The 16,729-nt window shown below is 64.5% G+C and carries 16 protein-coding genes; 12 read left to right on the forward strand and 4 right to left on the reverse strand.

What is annotated here, in order from left to right:
• Nucleotides 1–48 precede the first annotated feature (48 nt).
• Genes C8C94_RS22390 through C8C94_RS22400 form a run of 3 tightly spaced genes read right to left on the reverse strand, consistent with a single transcriptional unit; the run spans nucleotide 49 to nucleotide 2,979 of the window.
• Complete coding sequence (locus C8C94_RS22390) at nucleotides 49–1,086, reverse strand: DctP family TRAP transporter solute-binding subunit (RefSeq protein ID WP_121422276.1); 1,038 nt, start codon at nucleotides 1,084–1,086, stop codon at nucleotides 49–51.
• Between the two features lie 40 nt (nucleotides 1,087–1,126).
• Complete coding sequence (locus tag C8C94_RS22395; protein ID WP_121422277.1) at nucleotides 1,127–2,425, reverse strand: TRAP transporter large permease; 1,299 nt, start codon at nucleotides 2,423–2,425, stop codon at nucleotides 1,127–1,129.
• Nucleotides 2,422–2,979 (reverse strand): TRAP transporter small permease, encoded by a 558-nt coding sequence (locus C8C94_RS22400; RefSeq protein WP_121422278.1) that lies wholly within the window; start codon nucleotides 2,977–2,979, stop codon nucleotides 2,422–2,424. Before C8C94_RS22400 ends, C8C94_RS22395 begins: the two co-directional genes overlap by 4 nt.
• Nucleotides 2,980–3,240: 261 nt before the next feature.
• Between C8C94_RS22400 and C8C94_RS22405 the strand changes: the two genes are divergently transcribed.
• From C8C94_RS22405 to C8C94_RS22430, 6 genes are all read left to right on the forward strand, one after another.
• A complete protein-coding gene (locus tag C8C94_RS22405) occupies nucleotides 3,241–4,173 on the forward strand; it encodes a LysR family transcriptional regulator (protein ID WP_055400828.1) in 933 nt (310 codons plus the stop codon).
• Nucleotides 4,174–4,365: 192 nt separating this feature from the next.
• Nucleotides 4,366–5,262, forward strand: a complete 897-nt coding sequence (locus tag C8C94_RS22410; RefSeq protein ID WP_121422279.1) for an amino acid ABC transporter substrate-binding protein — start codon at nucleotides 4,366–4,368, stop codon at nucleotides 5,260–5,262.
• A 114-nt stretch (nucleotides 5,263–5,376) separates the two neighbouring features.
• Nucleotides 5,377–6,276 (forward strand): amino acid ABC transporter substrate-binding protein, encoded by a 900-nt coding sequence (locus C8C94_RS22415; protein WP_121422280.1) that lies wholly within the window; start codon nucleotides 5,377–5,379, stop codon nucleotides 6,274–6,276.
• A 108-nt stretch (nucleotides 6,277–6,384) separates the two neighbouring features.
• Nucleotides 6,385–7,143 (forward strand): amino acid ABC transporter permease, encoded by a 759-nt coding sequence (locus tag C8C94_RS22420; protein ID WP_055400823.1) that lies wholly within the window; start codon nucleotides 6,385–6,387, stop codon nucleotides 7,141–7,143.
• 1 nt (nucleotide 7,144) lies between these two features.
• Entirely contained in the window at nucleotides 7,145–7,810 is a 666-nt protein-coding gene (locus C8C94_RS22425; RefSeq protein WP_055400821.1) for an amino acid ABC transporter permease, read from the forward strand.
• A 40-nt stretch (nucleotides 7,811–7,850) separates the two neighbouring features.
• Nucleotides 7,851–8,588 (forward strand): amino acid ABC transporter ATP-binding protein, encoded by a 738-nt coding sequence (locus C8C94_RS22430; protein ID WP_055400819.1) that lies wholly within the window; start codon nucleotides 7,851–7,853, stop codon nucleotides 8,586–8,588.
• Between the two features lie 107 nt (nucleotides 8,589–8,695).
• On the opposite strand, the gene C8C94_RS22435 is transcribed toward C8C94_RS22430, so the two are convergent.
• The gene (locus C8C94_RS22435) at nucleotides 8,696–9,616 is read right to left on the reverse strand and encodes a MurR/RpiR family transcriptional regulator (RefSeq protein WP_121422281.1); all 921 of its coding nucleotides are present in this window, start codon (nucleotides 9,614–9,616) and stop codon (nucleotides 8,696–8,698) included.
• A gap of 99 nt (nucleotides 9,617–9,715) precedes the next feature.
• Between C8C94_RS22435 and C8C94_RS22440 the strand changes: the two genes are divergently transcribed.
• The 6 genes from C8C94_RS22440 to C8C94_RS22465 all read left to right on the forward strand — a co-directional run bounded on the left by C8C94_RS22440 (nucleotide 9,716) and on the right by C8C94_RS22465 (nucleotide 16,693).
• Nucleotides 9,716–10,897, forward strand: a complete 1,182-nt coding sequence (locus C8C94_RS22440) for a M20 family metallopeptidase (RefSeq protein WP_121422282.1) — start codon at nucleotides 9,716–9,718, stop codon at nucleotides 10,895–10,897.
• Nucleotides 10,898–10,943: 46 nt separating this feature from the next.
• Nucleotides 10,944–11,933, forward strand: coding sequence for a tripartite tricarboxylate transporter substrate binding protein (locus C8C94_RS22445; protein WP_055400813.1), 990 nt, complete (start codon nucleotides 10,944–10,946; stop codon nucleotides 11,931–11,933).
• A 98-nt stretch (nucleotides 11,934–12,031) separates the two neighbouring features.
• Nucleotides 12,032–13,099, forward strand: coding sequence for a dihydroorotase (pyrC, locus tag C8C94_RS22450; protein ID WP_370449756.1), 1,068 nt, complete (start codon nucleotides 12,032–12,034; stop codon nucleotides 13,097–13,099).
• On the forward strand, nucleotides 13,084–13,854 hold the full coding sequence (locus tag C8C94_RS22455; protein ID WP_121422283.1) for a DUF3025 domain-containing protein: 771 nt from the start codon (nucleotides 13,084–13,086) through the stop codon (nucleotides 13,852–13,854). The genes pyrC and C8C94_RS22455 overlap by 16 nt, the downstream gene beginning before the upstream one ends.
• Before the next feature lie 193 nt (nucleotides 13,855–14,047).
• Nucleotides 14,048–14,929 carry a protease HtpX gene (gene htpX, locus C8C94_RS22460; protein WP_010462430.1) on the forward strand — a complete coding sequence of 294 codons (882 nt, stop codon included), beginning with the start codon at nucleotides 14,048–14,050 and terminating at the stop codon, nucleotides 14,927–14,929.
• A gap of 195 nt (nucleotides 14,930–15,124) precedes the next feature.
• A complete protein-coding gene (locus C8C94_RS22465) occupies nucleotides 15,125–16,693 on the forward strand; it encodes a methyl-accepting chemotaxis protein (RefSeq protein ID WP_121422284.1) in 1,569 nt (522 codons plus the stop codon).
• Nucleotides 16,694–16,729: the final 36 nt, after the last annotated feature.

Genomic DNA, 16,729 nt, shown 5'->3' on the forward strand with positions numbered 1-16,729 from the left:
CCCGCGAGCGGGGCTTTTGTTGGAGGCTTTGGCGAACCAGCGCCTGACTTATTGCTTGCGGGCCGCAATCGCCTTCTCGGCCGAGGTCACCAGGTCGGCACCAATCTGGCCCTTCCACTTGTCATATACCGGGCGTGTGGCCTTCACAAAGGCGGCGCGTTCGGCGGGGCTCAGCTGGGTCACCGTCACGCCCAGTGCGGCGATGTCCTTGAGCAGAGGTTTGTCGGCTTCGACCACGCCCTTGCGGGCGAGAGCGATTTCTTCCTTGCCGGCGTCGATGGCGGCTTGCTTGACGATCTCGCGGTCGGCTGGGGTCCAGCTGTTCCAGATCTCCTTGTTCACCACAAAGATCAGCGGATCGTTCACGTAGCCCCACAGCGTGATGTGCTTTTGCGCCACGCTGTGCAGCTTGGCGGCGGTGAAGATGGACAAGGGGTTTTCCTGTCCGTCCACCGCGCCGCTGGCAAAGGCGGGCTGTGCGTCGGCCCAGCTCATCTGCGTGGGGTTGGCGCCCAGGGCGGTGAAGGTGTCGAGGAACAGCGGCGAGCCCACCACGCGGATCTTCAGGCCCTTGAGGTCTTCAGGGGTCTTGATCGCCTTCTTGGAGTTGGAGATTTCGCGGTAGCCGTTTTCGCCCCAGGCCAGTGGCATCACACCGGCCTTGTCCAGCGTGGCGAAGATGCTCTTGCCCACGTCGCCCTGCGTCACAGCGTCCACGGCTGCGTAGTCGGGGAACAGGAAGGGCAGCGAGAACAGGTTGAGTTGCTTGACCTGGGGCGACCAGTTGATGGTGGAGCCCACGGCCATGTCGATCACGCCCTGGCGCAGCGCGCTGAATTCACGCGTCTGGTCGCCCTGGATCAGCGACACGCCGGGGTAGAGCTTGATGTTGATGCGGCCATTGGTGCGCTCGCGGACCTTGTTGGCCCACAGCTCGCCGCCCTTGCCCCAGGGGAACGCGGGGCCCAGCACCAGCGACATGCGGTATTCGCTCTTGTACGCAGTTTGTGCGATGGCGGCAGGTGCGGTGAAGGCCAGGGCGGCTGCAGCGGCCACGGCAGAGGTAAGGAAGGTGCGCAGTTTCATCGGTTGTCTCCTTGTTGGATGGTGAATGGGTGAGGAAAAATCAGTAGCCCAGCCGCTGGGGCAGCCAGAGCGCAATCTGCGGAAACACGACGACCAGCAGCATCGCCAGCGTCATGGCCAGCACCAGCCAGACGACCCAGCGGGTGGTCTGCTCCATGCGTACACCGGCAATCTTGCTGGACACCATCAGGTTCACGGCCATGGGCGGGGTGAACTGGCCGATGGCCACCGTGAGGGTCAGCACCACGCCGAACCACACCACGTCCCACTGGTAGTGCTGCATGATGGGCATGAGCAGGGGCACAAAGATCAGGAAGATGGAGATGCCGTCGAGGAACATGCCTGCGATCAGCAGCATGACGATCAGCACGCCGAGCACACCCTGCTCGCTCAGCCCCGACTGCACGATGGTGCGGGTGATGGGGTCGATCACTCCCAGGGTGGACAGCGAGAACGCAAAGATGCCTGCCAGCGATACCACCACGAGGATCACGGCCGACAGTTCACCGGCTTCGCGCAGGATGGTGAACAGGTCGCGCACACGGATTGTGCGGTGAATGCACATGCCCACAAACAGGCCGTAGAACACGGCCACCACAGCCGCTTCGGTGGGGGTGAACCAGCCGGCACGCATGCCGCCCAGAATCACCACCGGCGCGGCCAGCCCCCACGCCGCCTCGCGCAGGCTGCGCCAGAACGGCGGGCGGGGCATGTCGGCTTCAGCGCCACCCATCTTGTGGCGCCGTGCCAGCCACACGGCGGGCACGATCAGCGCAATGCCCGCCAGGATGCCTGGGAACATGCCTGCGGCAAACAAGGCGGGCACCGAGGCGCCCGGCACCAGCACCGAATACACGATGAACGCCACCGAGGGCGGGATGAGGATGTCGGTGGCTGCTGCGCCCGCCACCACACTCGCCGAGTAGGCAGCGGGATACCCGGCGCGCGCCATGGCGGCGATCATGACGCCACCCACCGCCGCTGCGGTAGCAGGGCCCGAGCCGGAGATGCCGCCCAGGAACATGGCCACGGCAATCGCCACCAGCGGCAGCATGCCGGGCCCTCGGCCCACGATGGACACCGCAAAGTTCACCAGCCGCAGCGCCACGCCTGAGCGGTCGAAGATCGAGCCCACCAGCACAAACATCGGGATGGCCAGCAGCGGGTATTTGCCCAGGCCTGCGTAGAAGTTCTGCGGCACGGCCAGCAGGCCGAACCAGGGGGTCTCGGCATTGGCGACGGCAATGGCCGTGGCGCCCGCCAGACCCAGGGCCGCACCAATCGGAACGCCCAGAAACATCATTCCCAGGAAGGCGACAAACAGCAGGGTAGCGATCACGGGCGGGCCTTCGGTGCGGTCGATGCGGCCGATGCACGCCGCAGGCGGGCAAACAGTTGCAGTGCCCGGGCTGTGGTCAGCGCGCACAGCACAGGCAGCCAAACGGTGTACCACCACTGCGGCACACCGATGCCGGGCGATGTCTCTTCAAACCGGTAGTCGTCCCACACCACGCGGATGCTCAGCACCGTGATGAGCCCAAACAACAGCGCCACCATGAGAGCACCAAACTGCGCCAGCACCTGACGCCGGTGCTCGGAGCCGCCATCGGCAAAGAACTCGATGCGTATGTGCAACTGGCGCGCCACGGCGGCAGAGCCGCCGACCATGGCCAGCACGATCATCAGGAACACCGATATTTCTTCGGTCCAGGCGAAGGACGCATCGGTGAAATAGCGCAACACCACGTTCACAAAGGTGATGAGCGCCAGGGCGGCCATGGTCAGGACGATGAGCCAGTCTTCCAGGCGCAGGGAGCGGGGTTCGTCAGCGGCAGCGGGCGCTGCAGGCACTATGGGCGCAGAGGGCTGCCCATCGGGAGTGGAGGTGGACATGAACGCGGGGAGTCAGAAGAACACGGGGCAAATGCCGATCTTGCTGCCCGGCGGCGTTGTGCACCTGGGGCGTTGACCGAGGGAGAAGCGGGGTAGACGCGCTGGGTATTATGCGTCGCTCGCTATGCATGCACAGCATTGGTGCGGGGGCCAGCGCAGCCGGGAGACGCGCATGGAGCCGAGGGCCGCAGGCGCGCGGGCCTGTGGAAACCCTGATGCCCGGTGCCAGCACGTTGCAGCGCCCGCGCGGATAATGCGCCGATGGAAACCAAGTGGCTTGAAGATTTCGTCAGTCTTGCGGAAACCCGCAGCTTCAGCCGGTCAGCGCAGCTGCGGCATGTGACGCAGCCCGCGTTCTCGCGGCGCATCCAGGCGCTGGAAGCCTGGGCTGGCACCGATCTGGTGGACCGCAGCTCTTACCCCACCCGACTCACTCCGGCTGGCAAGACCCTGTACGACCAGTCTCTGGAAGTGCTGCAGGCGCTGCAGAACACGCGTGCCATGCTGCGGGCGCACACCAGCGCGGGCAAGGACATGATCGAGTTCGCCGTGCCGCACACGCTGGCGTTCACGTTTTTCCCGGCCTGGGTGTCGAGCTTGCACGACAAGTTTGGGCCGTTCAAAAGCCGGCTGATTGCGTTGAACGTGCACGACGCCGTGATGCGCCTGGTGGAGGGCGGGTGCGATCTGCTGATTGCCTACCACCATCCTTCGCAGCCCTTCCAGCTGGATGCCGACCGTTACGAGATGGTGAGCCTGGGGCAGGAAGTGATCTCCCCCTACAGCAAGGCCGACGCCGACGGACAACCCGTGCACCGCCTGCCGGGCCGGGCCGGGCAACCACTGCCCTACCTGGGCTACGCCCCGGGCGCCTATCTGGGGCGCGTGACCGAACTGATCCTGAAGGAATCCGGCACGCCCATCCATCTGGAGCGCGTGTACGAAACCGACATGGCCGAGGGCCTCAAGGCCATGGCGCTCGAAGGCCATGGCGTGGCCTTTCTGCCGCACAGCGCCGTGAAGAAAGAACTGCGTTCGCGCCGCCTGGTCAGTGCAGCCCCGGTCGATAGCGAAGGCCTGCAGATGACCATGGATGTGCGCGCCTACCGCGAAAAACCAGCGGGCAAAGAGGCCCCCAAAGGCACGGCCCAGGCGCTGTGGATGTACCTTCAAGCGCAGGCAGGGTCATGCTAAGGGTAAATACGGATATAAACACTTTGCATAGTTGCGCGCGCAAACGGCATTGGAATTTCACGGTAACGACACGTACAGTCGGCGCCATCGCTGGGTCGGCTGCCGCAGCGTGTGCCGTCTAAGAGCAGATTCTTAGTCCCCACGGTGGCACGAACATTGCGAATCCGATCCATCCACTCACCGAGACGCCGTATGAAAGTTCAGCATTGGGGAATTGCCTGGGGCCTTGCCGCTGCAAGCTGCGCTTTCGCGGCCTCTGCGCAGGCCTCGGTGCTTGAGCGCATCGGTGCCGGCGGCAAGCTGGTGATTGCGTACCGTGAATCGTCGGTGCCTTTTTCGTACATCGACACCCAGTCCGGCAAGCCGGTGGGTTATGCCATGGATCTGTGCCTGCGCCTGGCCGAGGTGGTGCGCAAGAAAACCGGCAAGAAGGACATGGAGGTCGAGCTTGTAGCGGTCACGCCGGCCAACCGTATCGCCATGATCGAGCAGGGCAAAGCCGACATGGAGTGTGGCTCTACCACCAACAACGCCGAGCGGCGCCAGAAGGTTGCGTTCACCATCCCCCATTTCATCACCGGTGCGCGGCTGCTGGTGAAGACCTCCAGCCCCATCGACCGTGTGGAAGACCTCAATGGCAAGAAGCTGGTGTCCACCAAGGGCACGACACCGCTCAAGGCCGCCGATCAGGCCAACCGCGAGCGCCTGATGGGGATCACCATTGTTGAGGCGCCGGACCATGCCAAGGCGGTCGAGATGGTCGAGAAGGGCGAGGCCGATGCTTTTGTGATGGACGACGTGCTGTTGTATGGCCTGGCCGCCGGGCGGCCTGACCCCAAGGCGCTCAAGGTGGTGGGCCGCTTCATGACCACCGAGCCACTGGCCATCATGCTGCCCAAGAACGACCCCGAGTTCAAAAAGCTGATTGATGAAGAGATGCGCCGCCTGATCACCAGCCGGGACATCTACCCCATTTATGACAAGTGGTTTAACAAACCCATCCCTCCCAACAACACGGTGCTGAACCTCCCGGTCAGCTACTTGTTGCGCGACTTCTGGAAATACCCCACCGACCAGGTTCCGTTCTGACTAATATCCCGGTCGAGGTTTCTGTTTTTGGAGAATGCGACCTGTCGGCACTGCCGGCGTGGGCGAATCTCTAGAATCCCCCCCGTTTTTAGCTTCACACACAAGGAGATACCAATGAAGAAGCATTTGCTCGCGGTTGCCGTGACCGCCCTGGCTGCAGGTAGCGCTTTCGCTCAAGCCACCGATACCCTGGCCAAGATCAAGGCCTCGGGTAGCGTGACGCTGGGCGTTCGCGAATCTTCCGGTCTTTCCTACACCCTGGGTAACGGCAAGTTCGTGGGCTTCCACACTGAAATGGGCGAAGTTGTGCTGGCCGACATCCAGAAGCAACTGGGCCTGCCCAAGCTGGATATCAAGTACCAGCCCGTAACCTCGCAAAACCGTATTCCCCTGGTGACCAATGGCACCGTGGATCTGGAGTGCGGCTCCACCACCAACAATGCCGCCCGCCAGAAGGATGTGGCCTTTGCCGTGACCACCTACGTGGAAGAAGTGCGCACCGTTGTCAAGGCCAACTCGGGCATCTCGTCCATCAAGGACCTGAACGGCAAGACCATCGCCACCACCACGGGCACCACTTCGGTGCAAACCCTGCGCAAGCATGAGCGTGCTGGCGGCATCGACTTCAAGGAAGTCTTTGGCAAAGACCACGCTGACAGCTTCCTGATGTTGGAAACGGGCCGCGCCGATGCGTTTGTGATGGACGGCTCCATCCTGGCTGCCAACATCTCCAAGTCCAAGAACCCTGCCGACTACAAGATCGTCGGTGAAGTTCTGAGCGTGGAGCCTATCGCCTGCATGCTGCGCAAGGACGATCCAGCCTTCAAGAAGGCCGTGGACGACTCCATCAAGCGCCAGATTGCAGACGGTTCGCTGGCCAAGCTGTACGACAAGTGGTTCATGCAACCGGTGCCACCGACCAACACCAAGATTGGTCTGCCGATGTCCGACGCTACCAAGGCAGCATGGGCATCGCCCAATGACAAGCCCATGGAAGACTACGCAAAGAAGTAATTTTCTGAACGCTTGTGCCCCTTCGGCCAACCGGTTTGAAGGGGCTTTTTTGTTGGGCTCGCAAAGGGTTGCGCCCAACGCAATACCAAGAATTTAAGGGGTGCTCCTATGAGTTGGGATTGGCAGGTGTTCTGCCAGGACACCATGGACAGGGAAGTCGTGCAAAGCTGCTTTGGCAAGGGCGGCGATATCACCTACCTGGACTGGATGCTGTCGGCCTGGGGTTGGACGGTGTCTGTTTCGGTGCTGGCCTTGGTGCTGGCGCTTGTGTTGGGTTCCTTGATTGGGACGCTGCGTACCTTGCAGGACCGGCCCATGATCGTGCGCTTGGGCAATGCCTGGGTCGAGCTGTTTCGCAATATTCCGTTGCTGGTGCAGATTTTCCTGTGGTACCACGTGCTACCCAGCCTGTTTCCGGTGCTCAGGGGCGTTCCTGGCTTTGCGCTGGTGGTGCTGGCGTTGGGCTTCTTCACGTCGGCACGTATTGCCGAGCAGGTGCGCTCCGGCATTCAGGCGTTGCCACGCGGCCAGCGGTACGCAGGTCTGGCCGTAGGCTTCACCACGTTCCAGACCTACCGCTATGTGCTTCTGCCCATGGCGTTTCGCATCATCATCCCGCCGCTGACCAGCGAGACGATGAACATCTTCAAGAACTCGTCCGTGGCGTTTGCCGTGTCGGTGGCTGAACTCACGATGTTTGCCATGCAGGCGCAGGAAGAAACCTCGCGCGGCATCGAGGTCTACCTGGCGGTGACGACGCTGTACATCATCTCGGCTTTTGCCATCAACCGCATCATGGCCTTCATCGAAAAACGCGCACGCATCCCTGGCATGGTCGTGAGCGGCGCGGCCGGAGGGGGGCATTGATATGAATATCGATTTCTCCTTCTACAACTGGGAGCTGATCTCCAACTTCGTGCTCAAAGGGCTGTATTTCAGCCTGCTGCTCACGCTTATCGCCACCATCGGTGGCGTGATCTTCGGCACGGTGCTGGCGCTCATGCGCCTGTCGGGCAAGAAGTGGCTGGATGTTCCTGCGACCATCTACGTCAACGGCATGCGATCCATTCCGCTGGTGATGGTGATCCTGTGGTTCTTCCTGCTGGTGCCAGCCATCATCGGCCGCCCCATTGGCGCGGAAGTGTCGGCGATCATTACCTTCATCGCCTTTGAAGCGGCCTACTTCAGCGAAATCATGCGCGCTGGCATCCAGTCCATCCCACGCGGCCAGGTGTATGCCGGCCAGGCGCTGGGCATGACGTACGGCCAGAACATGAAGCTGGTGGTGCTGCCCCAGGCGTTCCGCAACATGCTGCCGGTGCTGCTCACGCAGACCATCATCCTGTTCCAGGACACGTCGCTGGTCTACGCCATCGGTGCCTACGACATGCTCAAGGGCTTTGAAGTGGCGGGCAAGAACTTTGGTCGTCCGATCGAGGCATACCTGGCCGCTGCGGTTCTGTACTTCATCATGTGCTACGCGCTGTCCTGGGCGGTCAAGCGCCTGCACCAGAAGATCGCGATCATCCGCTGATCGATGCTGGTGCAAAAGAGATTGGATTGAGGAAAAAGAAATGATCGAACTCAAAAACGTATCCAAGTGGTATGGCCCGGTGCAGGTGCTCAACGAATGCACGGCCACCATCCAAAAGGGTGAAGTGGTGGTGGTGTGCGGCCCCTCGGGCTCAGGCAAGTCCACGCTGATCAAGACCATCAACGCGCTCGAACCCTTCCAGAAGGGCGAGATCACGGTGGACGGAATTGCACTGCACGACCCCAAGACCGACCTGCCCAAGCTGCGCAGCCGCGTAGGCATGGTGTTCCAGCATTTCGAGTTGTTCCCGCACCTGTCGGTGACGGACAACCTGACCATTGCGCAGATCAAGGTGCTGGGCCGCAGCGCGGACGACGCCAAGAAGCGCGGCCTGAAGATGCTCGAACGTGTGGGCCTGATGGCGCACAAGGACAAGTTCCCCGGCCAGCTCTCGGGCGGCCAGCAGCAGCGTGTGGCCATTGCGCGCGCGCTGTCGATGGACCCCATCGTGATGCTGTTCGACGAGCCCACCTCCGCGCTCGACCCCGAAATGGTCGGTGAAGTGCTGGACGTCATGGTGGGCCTGGCCAACGAAGGCATGACCATGATGTGCGTGACCCACGAAATGGGCTTTGCCCGCAAGGTGAGCAACCGCGTGATCTTCATGGACGTGGGCGGCAAGATCCTGGAAGACTGCTCCAAGGACGACTTCTTCAACAACCCCGACGCACGCCAGCCGCGTACCAAGGACTTCCTCAACAAGATCCTGCAGCACTGAACGGTGCTTGCACGCCCGTGCCGCAGGGGTTTGGGGCTACAAAAAAGCGCTCTCCGGAGCGCTTTTTTCATGGGGCCACCCAAGGCTGAACGACTGCTGCGCGCAGGCTAACGCTTGCCCCGCCGACCGGCTGGCGGGTGGCCTTCCACGATGAGCTGCGACTCGAAATCCGTCCACAGATCATCGCGCCGCTTCAGTGCCTCGGACACCGCCTTGTGCCGCAGCTGGGCCACGGCCGACACCAGCGCGTTGCACAGGAAGAACGCGGCGGTGTACGAGTCGAACGGCGATGCGTTGGACGTGCGCACCTGCAGCCGGTGGTGGGACAGCGCGGCCAAGGGCGCTGCGGCGCTGTCGGTGATCGCCAGCACGTGGGCCCCCGCGTCGCGAAAGCGCTGCGCCACTTTCACCGGCCCGCTGGCGTAGCGGCGGATGCTGAAGACCAGCAAGGCATCTTCGGGCTGGATCCACAGCAGCTGGTCGGTGGCGTCCACCGCGCCAGCCCCCAGTTCGTGCACGCCCGGGCGGCACATGTTCAGGTGCAGCGCCAGCCAGGCGGCCACTGGGGCGCTGTTGATCTGCGCCAGCACAAAGATGCGTCCCTTGCCCTGTGCAATGCGCGCCACCATGGCCTCGAAGGCCGCCATGTCCAGCCCGTCGCGCGTGGTGGTGAGGTTGTGCTGGTCGTGCAGCAGCGCATCGTCCACGCACTGTTGCAGGCTGCGCCGGGTGCCGATGGTGACGGGTGCGCGCTGCCCGGCCGTTTGCAGCAGGGCGGTGACCTCGGCCCGCGCCTCGCGCTGGGCCTCGGCATAGCTGTCGTAGCCCAGCTTGGCAAACAGCCGCACCACGGTCGATGCACTGGTGCCAGTGCGCGCAGCGAGGGCGGTGGCGGACTCCAGCAGGGCGTGGGGGTAGTCGCGCCCCAGGGCCTCGGCCAGCGCCCGTTCGCTGGCGGTCAGGTCGGCGTCCTGGCGGGCCAGCCGCTCGGTCAGCAAGGCGCTGGATTCGTGCAATGATGATTTCATAAAATTCTCATTCGTGCAAAATACGTTGCAGAACCCCGGGTCGCGTGCAACACTGCGACCCAAATTTTGCCCCTACCTGGGGCTTGCCCAAGGACAACGATGCTCAATACCCTGAACGAAGGTCTGCTGCCGGTGCGTGCGCAGGTCCTGGACTGGCTGGCCAGACAGCAGCAGTCCATGCAAGACCTGTTGCAAAAAGTGGTCAATATCGAGAGTGGCAGCCGCAATGAGGCGGGCGTGACGGCCGTGGCGCATGCCCTGGCCGAGCGCCTGCAGGCGGCCGGTGTGCCGGTGCAGTTTGAGCCCGTGCCCGGCTATGGCGTGCTGCTGCATGCGCAGGTCAACCCGGCAGAGGGCGCTGCAGCCGATGGCGCGCCCATCATCCTCATGGGGCACATGGACACGGTGTTTCCAGATGGCACCGTGGCCAAGCGCCCCTACCGCGAAGAAGCGGGGCGCGCCTACGGCCCCGGCGTGGCCGATATGAAGTCCGGTCTGGTGCTCAACGTGTTTGTGGCCGAGGCCTTTGCGCGCTGTGGCGGCCTGCAGGCGCCGCTGCACCTGTTCTTCTCGTGCGATGAAGAGATCGGTTCGCCCGCCACGCGTGACCTCATCATGGCCCGCGTGCGGGGGGCGCGTGCCGTGTTCAACGCCGAGCCCGGCCGCGTGAGCGGCAACGTGGTCACCAGCCGCAAGGGCTCGATGGTGGTGGAATTCGAGGTGCAGGGCGTGGCCGCGCATGCAGGCATCAACCACGCCGCTGGCGCCAGCGCCATCGAAGCCCTGGCCCGCAAGACCTTGGCGCTGCATGCGCTGACCGACCCAGCCACGGGCGTCACCTGCAACGTGGGCGTGGTGCAGGGCGGCATCGTGCCCAACATGGTCGCCCCACACGCACGCGCCGAGGTGGACCTGCGCTTCACCGCCGACACCGACCCCGACCAACTGCTGGGGCGCGTGCGCGCCATCGTCGAAGAAGAGTCCGTGCCCCGCACCCAGGGCCACATCACCACCACGCGCCGCACGATGCCCATGAAGCCCACACCGGACGACTTGCTGGCGCTGTACCAGCAAGGTGCACGCGCGCTGGGCTTTGAGGTGCAAGGCGAGTTCACCGGCGGTGCGGCCGACAGCGGCCTGACTGCGTCTGTGGGTGTGCCCACGCTGTGTGCCACGGGCCCGGTGGGCGGACATGCACACACCGAACGCGAGTACTGCGAGCTGTCCACCTTTGTGCCGCGCGCGCAGGCCGTGGCGCTGGCCGTGCTGTCACACCCTTGATTCTTTCCGTATCTTTTCAACCTGTTTCTTGAGTTCTTTGACCGCCATGAACACCACACCTTCCCGCCGCCACCTTCTGACCACCGGACTGGGCCTTGCCGGCCTGGCCGCGCTGCCCGCCATGGCACAAGATAAGTTCCCTTCGCGCCCGATCACGCTGGTGGTGCCGTTCCCGCCCGGTGGGTCGGTGGACATCATGGCGCGCCAGTATTCCGAGCCGCTGTCGCGCGTGCTGGGCGTGCCCATCGTGGTGGAAAACCGCGCCGGCGCGGGTGGCTCGGTGGGCGCGCAGTATGTGGCGCGCTCCAAGGCCGATGGCTACACCCTGGTGGTGTCGTCGCAAAGCAGCCACCTGGCCAACCCGCTCACCCAGCCCAAGATCGGCTACGACCCCGTCAAGGATTTTGAAAACATCGCCATCCTGGGCCGCCAGCCCAACGCCCTGGTGGTGCACAGCAGCCTGCCTTTCAAGACCTTCAAGGAGTTCATCGACTACGCCAAGAAGAACCCCGGCAAGCTCAACTATGGCAGCGGTGGCGTGGGCAGCATGGGCCAGCTCAACGTGGAAATGCTCAAGGTCTCCACGGGCGTGTTCACCACGCACATTCCCTACCGTGGGGGCACGCCGCTGATCACGGGCGTGCTGGGCAACGAGGTGCAGTTCATCCTCGACAACCTGGTCATCATGCTGCCGCACATCCAGGCGGGCAAGGTGCGCGCCCTGGCCGTAGCGGCCGACCAGCGCCTGCCCCAGCTGCCCGATGTGCCCACCATGGCCGAGGTCGGTCACCCCGAGCTGAACCTTACCTCCTGGACGGGCCTGGCCGCGCCTGCTGGCACGCCTGAAGCGGTGGTGCAGACGCTTTACAAAGCCGTGCGCCAGGTTGCCACATCGCCCGCCATGGTGACGAACCTCAAGGAGCGCGGCGTGATCGTGCCCGAAGAGATGCCGCCCGCCGCGTTCGAAAAGATGATGGCAGAGCGCCTGGTGAAGTTTGGCGACGTGGTGCGCAAGGCAGGCATCACCGCCGAATGACGCGGTGTTGCTCTGAACTTTAAGTGTTTTTGGCTGCTAGCGCTGAATGGATAAGCGCTAGCAGCTATCAAAACAATAGTTGATAAGCCGATGGGACAATGCTGCCCATGACAGCCGCACTCCACTCCCCCACCGCGCCCACCACCCTCACCATCACCCGCCCCGACGACTGGCACCTGCACGTGCGCGACGGCGAGCCCCTGCACACCGTCGTGCCCCACACCGCCGCCCAGTTCGGTCGCGCGATCATCATGCCCAACCTGCGCCCGCCCGTGACCTCGGCCGAGCAGGCACTGGCCTACAAGCAGCGCATCCTGGCCGCCGTGCCCGCCGGCATGAGCTTTGAGCCGCTGATGACGCTATACCTCACCGACAACCTCCCGCCCGAGGAAATCGTGCGTGCCAAGGCCGCAGGCGTGGTCGCCTGCAAGCTCTACCCCGCAGGCGCCACCACCAACAGCGACGCGGGCGTGACGGACCTGCGCAAGACGTACAAGACGCTCGAAGCCATGCAGAAGGCCGGCATGCTGCTGCTGGTGCACGGCGAGGTGACCAGCAGCGACATCGACCTGTTCGACCGCGAAGCCGTGTTCATCGAGCAGCAGCTCATCCCGCTGCGCCGCGACTTCCCCGAGCTGAAGATCGTCTTCGAGCACATCACCACCAAGGACGCGGCGGACTACGTGGCAAGTGCCGATCGCTTCACCGCCGCCACCATCACCGCGCACCACCTGCTGTACAACCGCAACGCCATCTTCATCGGTGGCGTGCGCCCGCACTATTACTGCCTGCCCGTGCTCAAGCGCGAAACCCACCGCGTGGCCCTGGTGCAGGCCGCCACCAGCGGCAGCAACAAGTTCTTCCTGGGCACCGACAGCGCGCCGCACCCTGCGCACCTCAAGGAACATGCCACCGGCTGCGCGGGCTGCTACACCGCCCACGCGGCCATCGAGATGTACGCCGAGGCGTTCGACAACGCCGGTGCGCTCGACAAGCTCGAAGGTTTCGCCAGCTTCCACGGCCCCGACTTCTACAGCCTGCCGCGCAACACCGGCAGCATCACCCTGCGCCGCGAGTCGTGGACACCGCCCGATAGCTTTGCGTTTGGCGAAGCTGAGCTCAAGCCCCTGCGCGCTGGTGAAGCCCTGCCGTGGCGGTTGGTGTAAGCGAAGCCTTCGACGCCATTGACTGGAGCGCCCCCTGGCTGGCGCCGTTGCGCAATCTGGGCCAGCCCGTGGCGCAGCAGCTGCAGCACGATCCTGCAGTGCACCGGGCGTTGCAGGCCGCAGCGCCGCCAGCGTTGCCGGTGGGTTTTGTGCCCCAGTCCGAGCTGCCCGAAGGCACGGCCTACGAGCAGTACATCTGGGACACCCGCCGGGTGCCCACGCGCGACAACCTGCACGACTTCTTCAACGGCCTGGTCTGGCAACAGTTTCCGCACACCAAGCGGCGCCTGAACGAGCTGCAGGCCCGGGCCATCGCCGCCGATGGTGTGCAGGCTGTGCGCGGGCCGTTGCGCGATGCGCTCACGGTGTTTGACGAGAACGGCGCCGTACTGCAAGCGCCGCCCGCGCTGTGGGAGGCGCTCAGGGCGCGAGACTGGCAGCGCCTGTTCATCGACCTGCGCCCGCTGTGGGGGCACGCCCGGCTGGTGGTGTTCGGGCATGCGCTGCTTGAAAAGCTGGTTATCCCTCGAAAACCCATGGTGGCGCATGTGTATCAGGCGCCAGTAGCTATTGAATCAATAGCAATTTTGGATGCTTGGCTGGCGCAGGAAGTTCAGCCGCAGCCGTGGTCTGCCAAGCCCTTCACCCCGTTGCCCGTGCTGGGCGTACCCGGCTGGTGGCCCCCTAACGAGACGCCGGACTTTTATGCCGACACGCAGGTGTTCCGCCAGCCCCGGGCTGTGTCAGGGGGCTAATTCCCGTCAACGCTTGTGTGATAAGGCCTGTGCGCGGGTTTGCACCTACCATAGCGCGATGAAATCGCGGCCATGGGGCTGCCAGGGGCGTGCAGTGGCCCCAGCAGCGGGTTCGGTGCTTGAAGCGCAGCACCCGGCCCCCATCTGAGCCAGCAAACACTTGTTGTTGTTTACCCCACGGAGAAACCATTCCATGAAGCGGATCCTTTTGTTTGTGATGACCAACCTGGCCGTCGTTGTCGTGCTGGGGGTGGTGGCCAGCCTGCTGGGCGTCAACCGCTACCTCACGGCCAACGGGCTCAACCTGGGCGCGCTGCTGGGCTTTGCGCTCGTCATGGGCTTTGGCGGCGCCATCATCTCGCTGCTCATCAGCAAGCCCATGGCCAAGTGGACCTCGGGCGTGCGCGTGATCGACGGCTCCGGCTCGCCCGACGAGCGCTGGATCGTCGAGACCGTGCGCAAGTTCGCCACCGAAGCCAAGATCGGCATGCCTGAAGTCGGCATCTTCGAAGGCGACCCCAATGCGTTTGCCACGGGCGCGTTCAAGAACTCGGCCCTGGTGGCGGTGTCCACGGGCCTGCTGCAAGGCATGACGCGTGAAGAGGTCGAGGCCGTGATCGGCCACGAGGTGGCCCACATCGCCAACGGTGACATGGTCACCATGACGCTGATCCAGGGCGTGATGAACACCTTTGTGGTGTTCCTGTCGCGGGTGATCGGCTATGCGGTCGACAGCTTTCTGCGCAAGAACGACGAGAGCAGCTCGGGCCCCGGCATCGGCTACTACGTGACCACCATCGTGCTCGACATCCTGCTGGGCTTTGTGGCCGCGATGATCGTGGCTTGGTTCAGCCGCCAGCGCGAGTTCCGTGCCGATGCAGGCGCTGCGCAACTGATGGGCCGCCGCCAGCCCATGATCAATGCCCTGGCCCGCCTGGGTGGCATGCACCCGGCCGAGCTGCCCAAGAGCATGGCCGCCATGGGCATTGCCGGTGGCATTGGCAAGCTGTTCAGCACCCACCCGCCCATCGAAGAGCGCATTGCTGCGCTGCAGAACGCGCAGCAGCAAGGCTGATCCGGTTCAACCTGGCCCTTGAAGGCCGCTGCAGGGGTTGCCCCTGCGGCGGCCTTTTTGTTTGTGGGTGGGTTGTTGGCCTTGTGGGGCGGCTCAAGGGCTTGTAACCTTTTGTCGATAACCAGTGGACACCCAATCCCGCATGCCGTGCGGGCAGCAGCGGGGTGCCGATCCTTACTCCCACGAGAACACCTTATGTCCATCTCCCACGCACGTGTTGCGGTCCGCCTGGCCCTGGCCTTTGGCGTTGTCTGTCTGGTCATGTCGCTCTCGGCCGCCGTCGGTATCTGGCGGCTGGCGGGGCTGCAGGACATTGCCGACGACCTGGGCGGCGCATCGTCCGAGCGTGCGCTGCTGGCGCGTGAGCTGCACGCCATCGTGGTGCTGAGTTCCGCACGCGCCGAAACACTGCTGGAGATCGACAACCCCGCCTACGCGGCGCGCATCGACGCGGACCGCAAAACCACGTCGGCCCGTTCGTCCGAAGTGCGCAAGCGCCTGGACGAGCTGGCGGCAGACCCGGAATCCCAGGCCTTGTTCGATGCCATCGACAAGGCCGGCAACGGTTTTCGCACGGTGCGGGACGACCTTGTCAAGCGCCGCAAGGCGGGCGAGGCCCTGCCGCCCGACGCCATTGCCAACCAGCTGCGCCCTGCGGCCGATGCCTATGCCGCATCGGTGAACAAGCTGGCCGAGTACCAGCGCCAGCGTGTGGCCGAGGCCCGCGAGGCTGCCGCCCGCAGCGAGAGCCAGGGCATCACGCTGCTGGCCGCAGGCTCGCTGGTGGGGCTTCTGCTGAGCCTGGCCTGCGCCTGGCTGCTGTCGCGCTCCATTCTGCAGCCGCTGGCCCATGCGTCCGAGGTGACCGACCGCATTGCCGAGGGCGACCTCACCTCCCCCGTGCCCGCGCCGCAGGCGGGCAGCCGCGATGAACTGCAGGCCCTGCTGGCGCGCCTGGGGGGTATGCAGGCGCGGCTGGCGGAACTGGTGGTGGGCATGCGCCAGGCCAGCACCTCGGTGGCCGGTGCCAGCAGCGAGATCGCGGCGGGCAACAGCGACCTGTCGGCCCGCACCGAGCACACAGCTTCCAATCTGGAAGAAATCGCCGCCAGCATGGAAGAACTGCTGGCCACCGTGCGCCACAGCGCCGACGCCGCAGCGCAGGCCAGCACCCTGGCCACCGGTGCCAGCAGCGTTGCCCAGCGCGGGCGCGAGGCAGTGGACCGCGTGGTGGGCACCATGGATGGCATCGCGCTGTCGTCGCGCCGCATTGCCGACATCACCAGCGTGATCGATGGCATTGCGTTCCAGACCAATATCCTGGCGCTGAACGCGGCCGTGGAAGCGGCCCGTGCCGGTGAGCAGGGGCGGGGCTTTGCGGTGGTGGCCAGCGAGGTGCGCAGCCTGGCCCAGCGTTCGGCCACGGCGGCCAAGGAGATCGGGGGCCTCATCAGCGACAGCGTGCGGCAGGTGGACGAAGGCACCAAGCTGGTCCATGCAGCGGGCGGCACCATGGGCGAGATCGTGAACTCGGTGCAGCAGGTGGCCACCATCATTGGCGAGATCAGCACGGCTGCGCGTGAGCAGACCACGGGCCTGAGCCAGGTGGGCGAGGCGGTCTCGCAGCTCGACCAGATGACGCAGCAGAACGCCGCGCTGGTGGAGGAATCGTCCGCCGCCGCGCAGGGCCTGCGGGTTCAGGCGCAGCAACTGGCCGAGCTGGTGGAGGCGTTCCGCCTGCCCGCTGGCAACGCGCTGCGCTGAGCTGAGCTGGGCAGGGCTGGGCGGAGAGCAGGGGCG

Origin of the sequence: Acidovorax sp. 94, from assembly GCF_003634645.1 — a bacterium.
Classification (GTDB): Bacteria; Pseudomonadota; Gammaproteobacteria; order Burkholderiales; family Burkholderiaceae_C; genus Acidovorax; species Acidovorax facilis.

What these genes read in the sequence shown, in the direction of transcription:
- C8C94_RS22390 (WP_121422276.1), bottom strand. Translation starts at nt 1,086, where the DNA reads ATGAAACTGCGCACCTTCCTTACCTCTGCCGTGGCCGCTGCAGCCGCC.
- C8C94_RS22400 (WP_121422278.1), bottom strand. Translation starts at nt 2,979, where the DNA reads ATGTCCACCTCCACTCCCGATGGGCAGCCCTCTGCGCCCATAGTGCCT.
- C8C94_RS22405 (WP_055400828.1), top strand. Translation starts at nt 3,241, where the DNA reads ATGGAAACCAAGTGGCTTGAAGATTTCGTCAGTCTTGCGGAAACCCGC.
- C8C94_RS22410 (WP_121422279.1), top strand. Translation starts at nt 4,366, where the DNA reads ATGAAAGTTCAGCATTGGGGAATTGCCTGGGGCCTTGCCGCTGCAAGC.
- C8C94_RS22415 (WP_121422280.1), top strand. Translation starts at nt 5,377, where the DNA reads ATGAAGAAGCATTTGCTCGCGGTTGCCGTGACCGCCCTGGCTGCAGGT.
- C8C94_RS22420 (WP_055400823.1), top strand. Translation starts at nt 6,385, where the DNA reads ATGAGTTGGGATTGGCAGGTGTTCTGCCAGGACACCATGGACAGGGAA.
- C8C94_RS22425 (WP_055400821.1), top strand. Translation starts at nt 7,145, where the DNA reads ATGAATATCGATTTCTCCTTCTACAACTGGGAGCTGATCTCCAACTTC.
- C8C94_RS22430 (WP_055400819.1), top strand. Translation starts at nt 7,851, where the DNA reads ATGATCGAACTCAAAAACGTATCCAAGTGGTATGGCCCGGTGCAGGTG.
- C8C94_RS22435 (WP_121422281.1), bottom strand. Translation starts at nt 9,616, where the DNA reads ATGAAATCATCATTGCACGAATCCAGCGCCTTGCTGACCGAGCGGCTG.
- C8C94_RS22440 (WP_121422282.1), top strand. Translation starts at nt 9,716, where the DNA reads ATGCTCAATACCCTGAACGAAGGTCTGCTGCCGGTGCGTGCGCAGGTC.
- C8C94_RS22445 (WP_055400813.1), top strand. Translation starts at nt 10,944, where the DNA reads ATGAACACCACACCTTCCCGCCGCCACCTTCTGACCACCGGACTGGGC.
- pyrC (WP_370449756.1), top strand. Translation starts at nt 12,032, where the DNA reads ATGCTGCCCATGACAGCCGCACTCCACTCCCCCACCGCGCCCACCACC.
- htpX (WP_010462430.1), top strand. Translation starts at nt 14,048, where the DNA reads ATGAAGCGGATCCTTTTGTTTGTGATGACCAACCTGGCCGTCGTTGTC.
- C8C94_RS22465 (WP_121422284.1), top strand. Translation starts at nt 15,125, where the DNA reads ATGTCCATCTCCCACGCACGTGTTGCGGTCCGCCTGGCCCTGGCCTTT.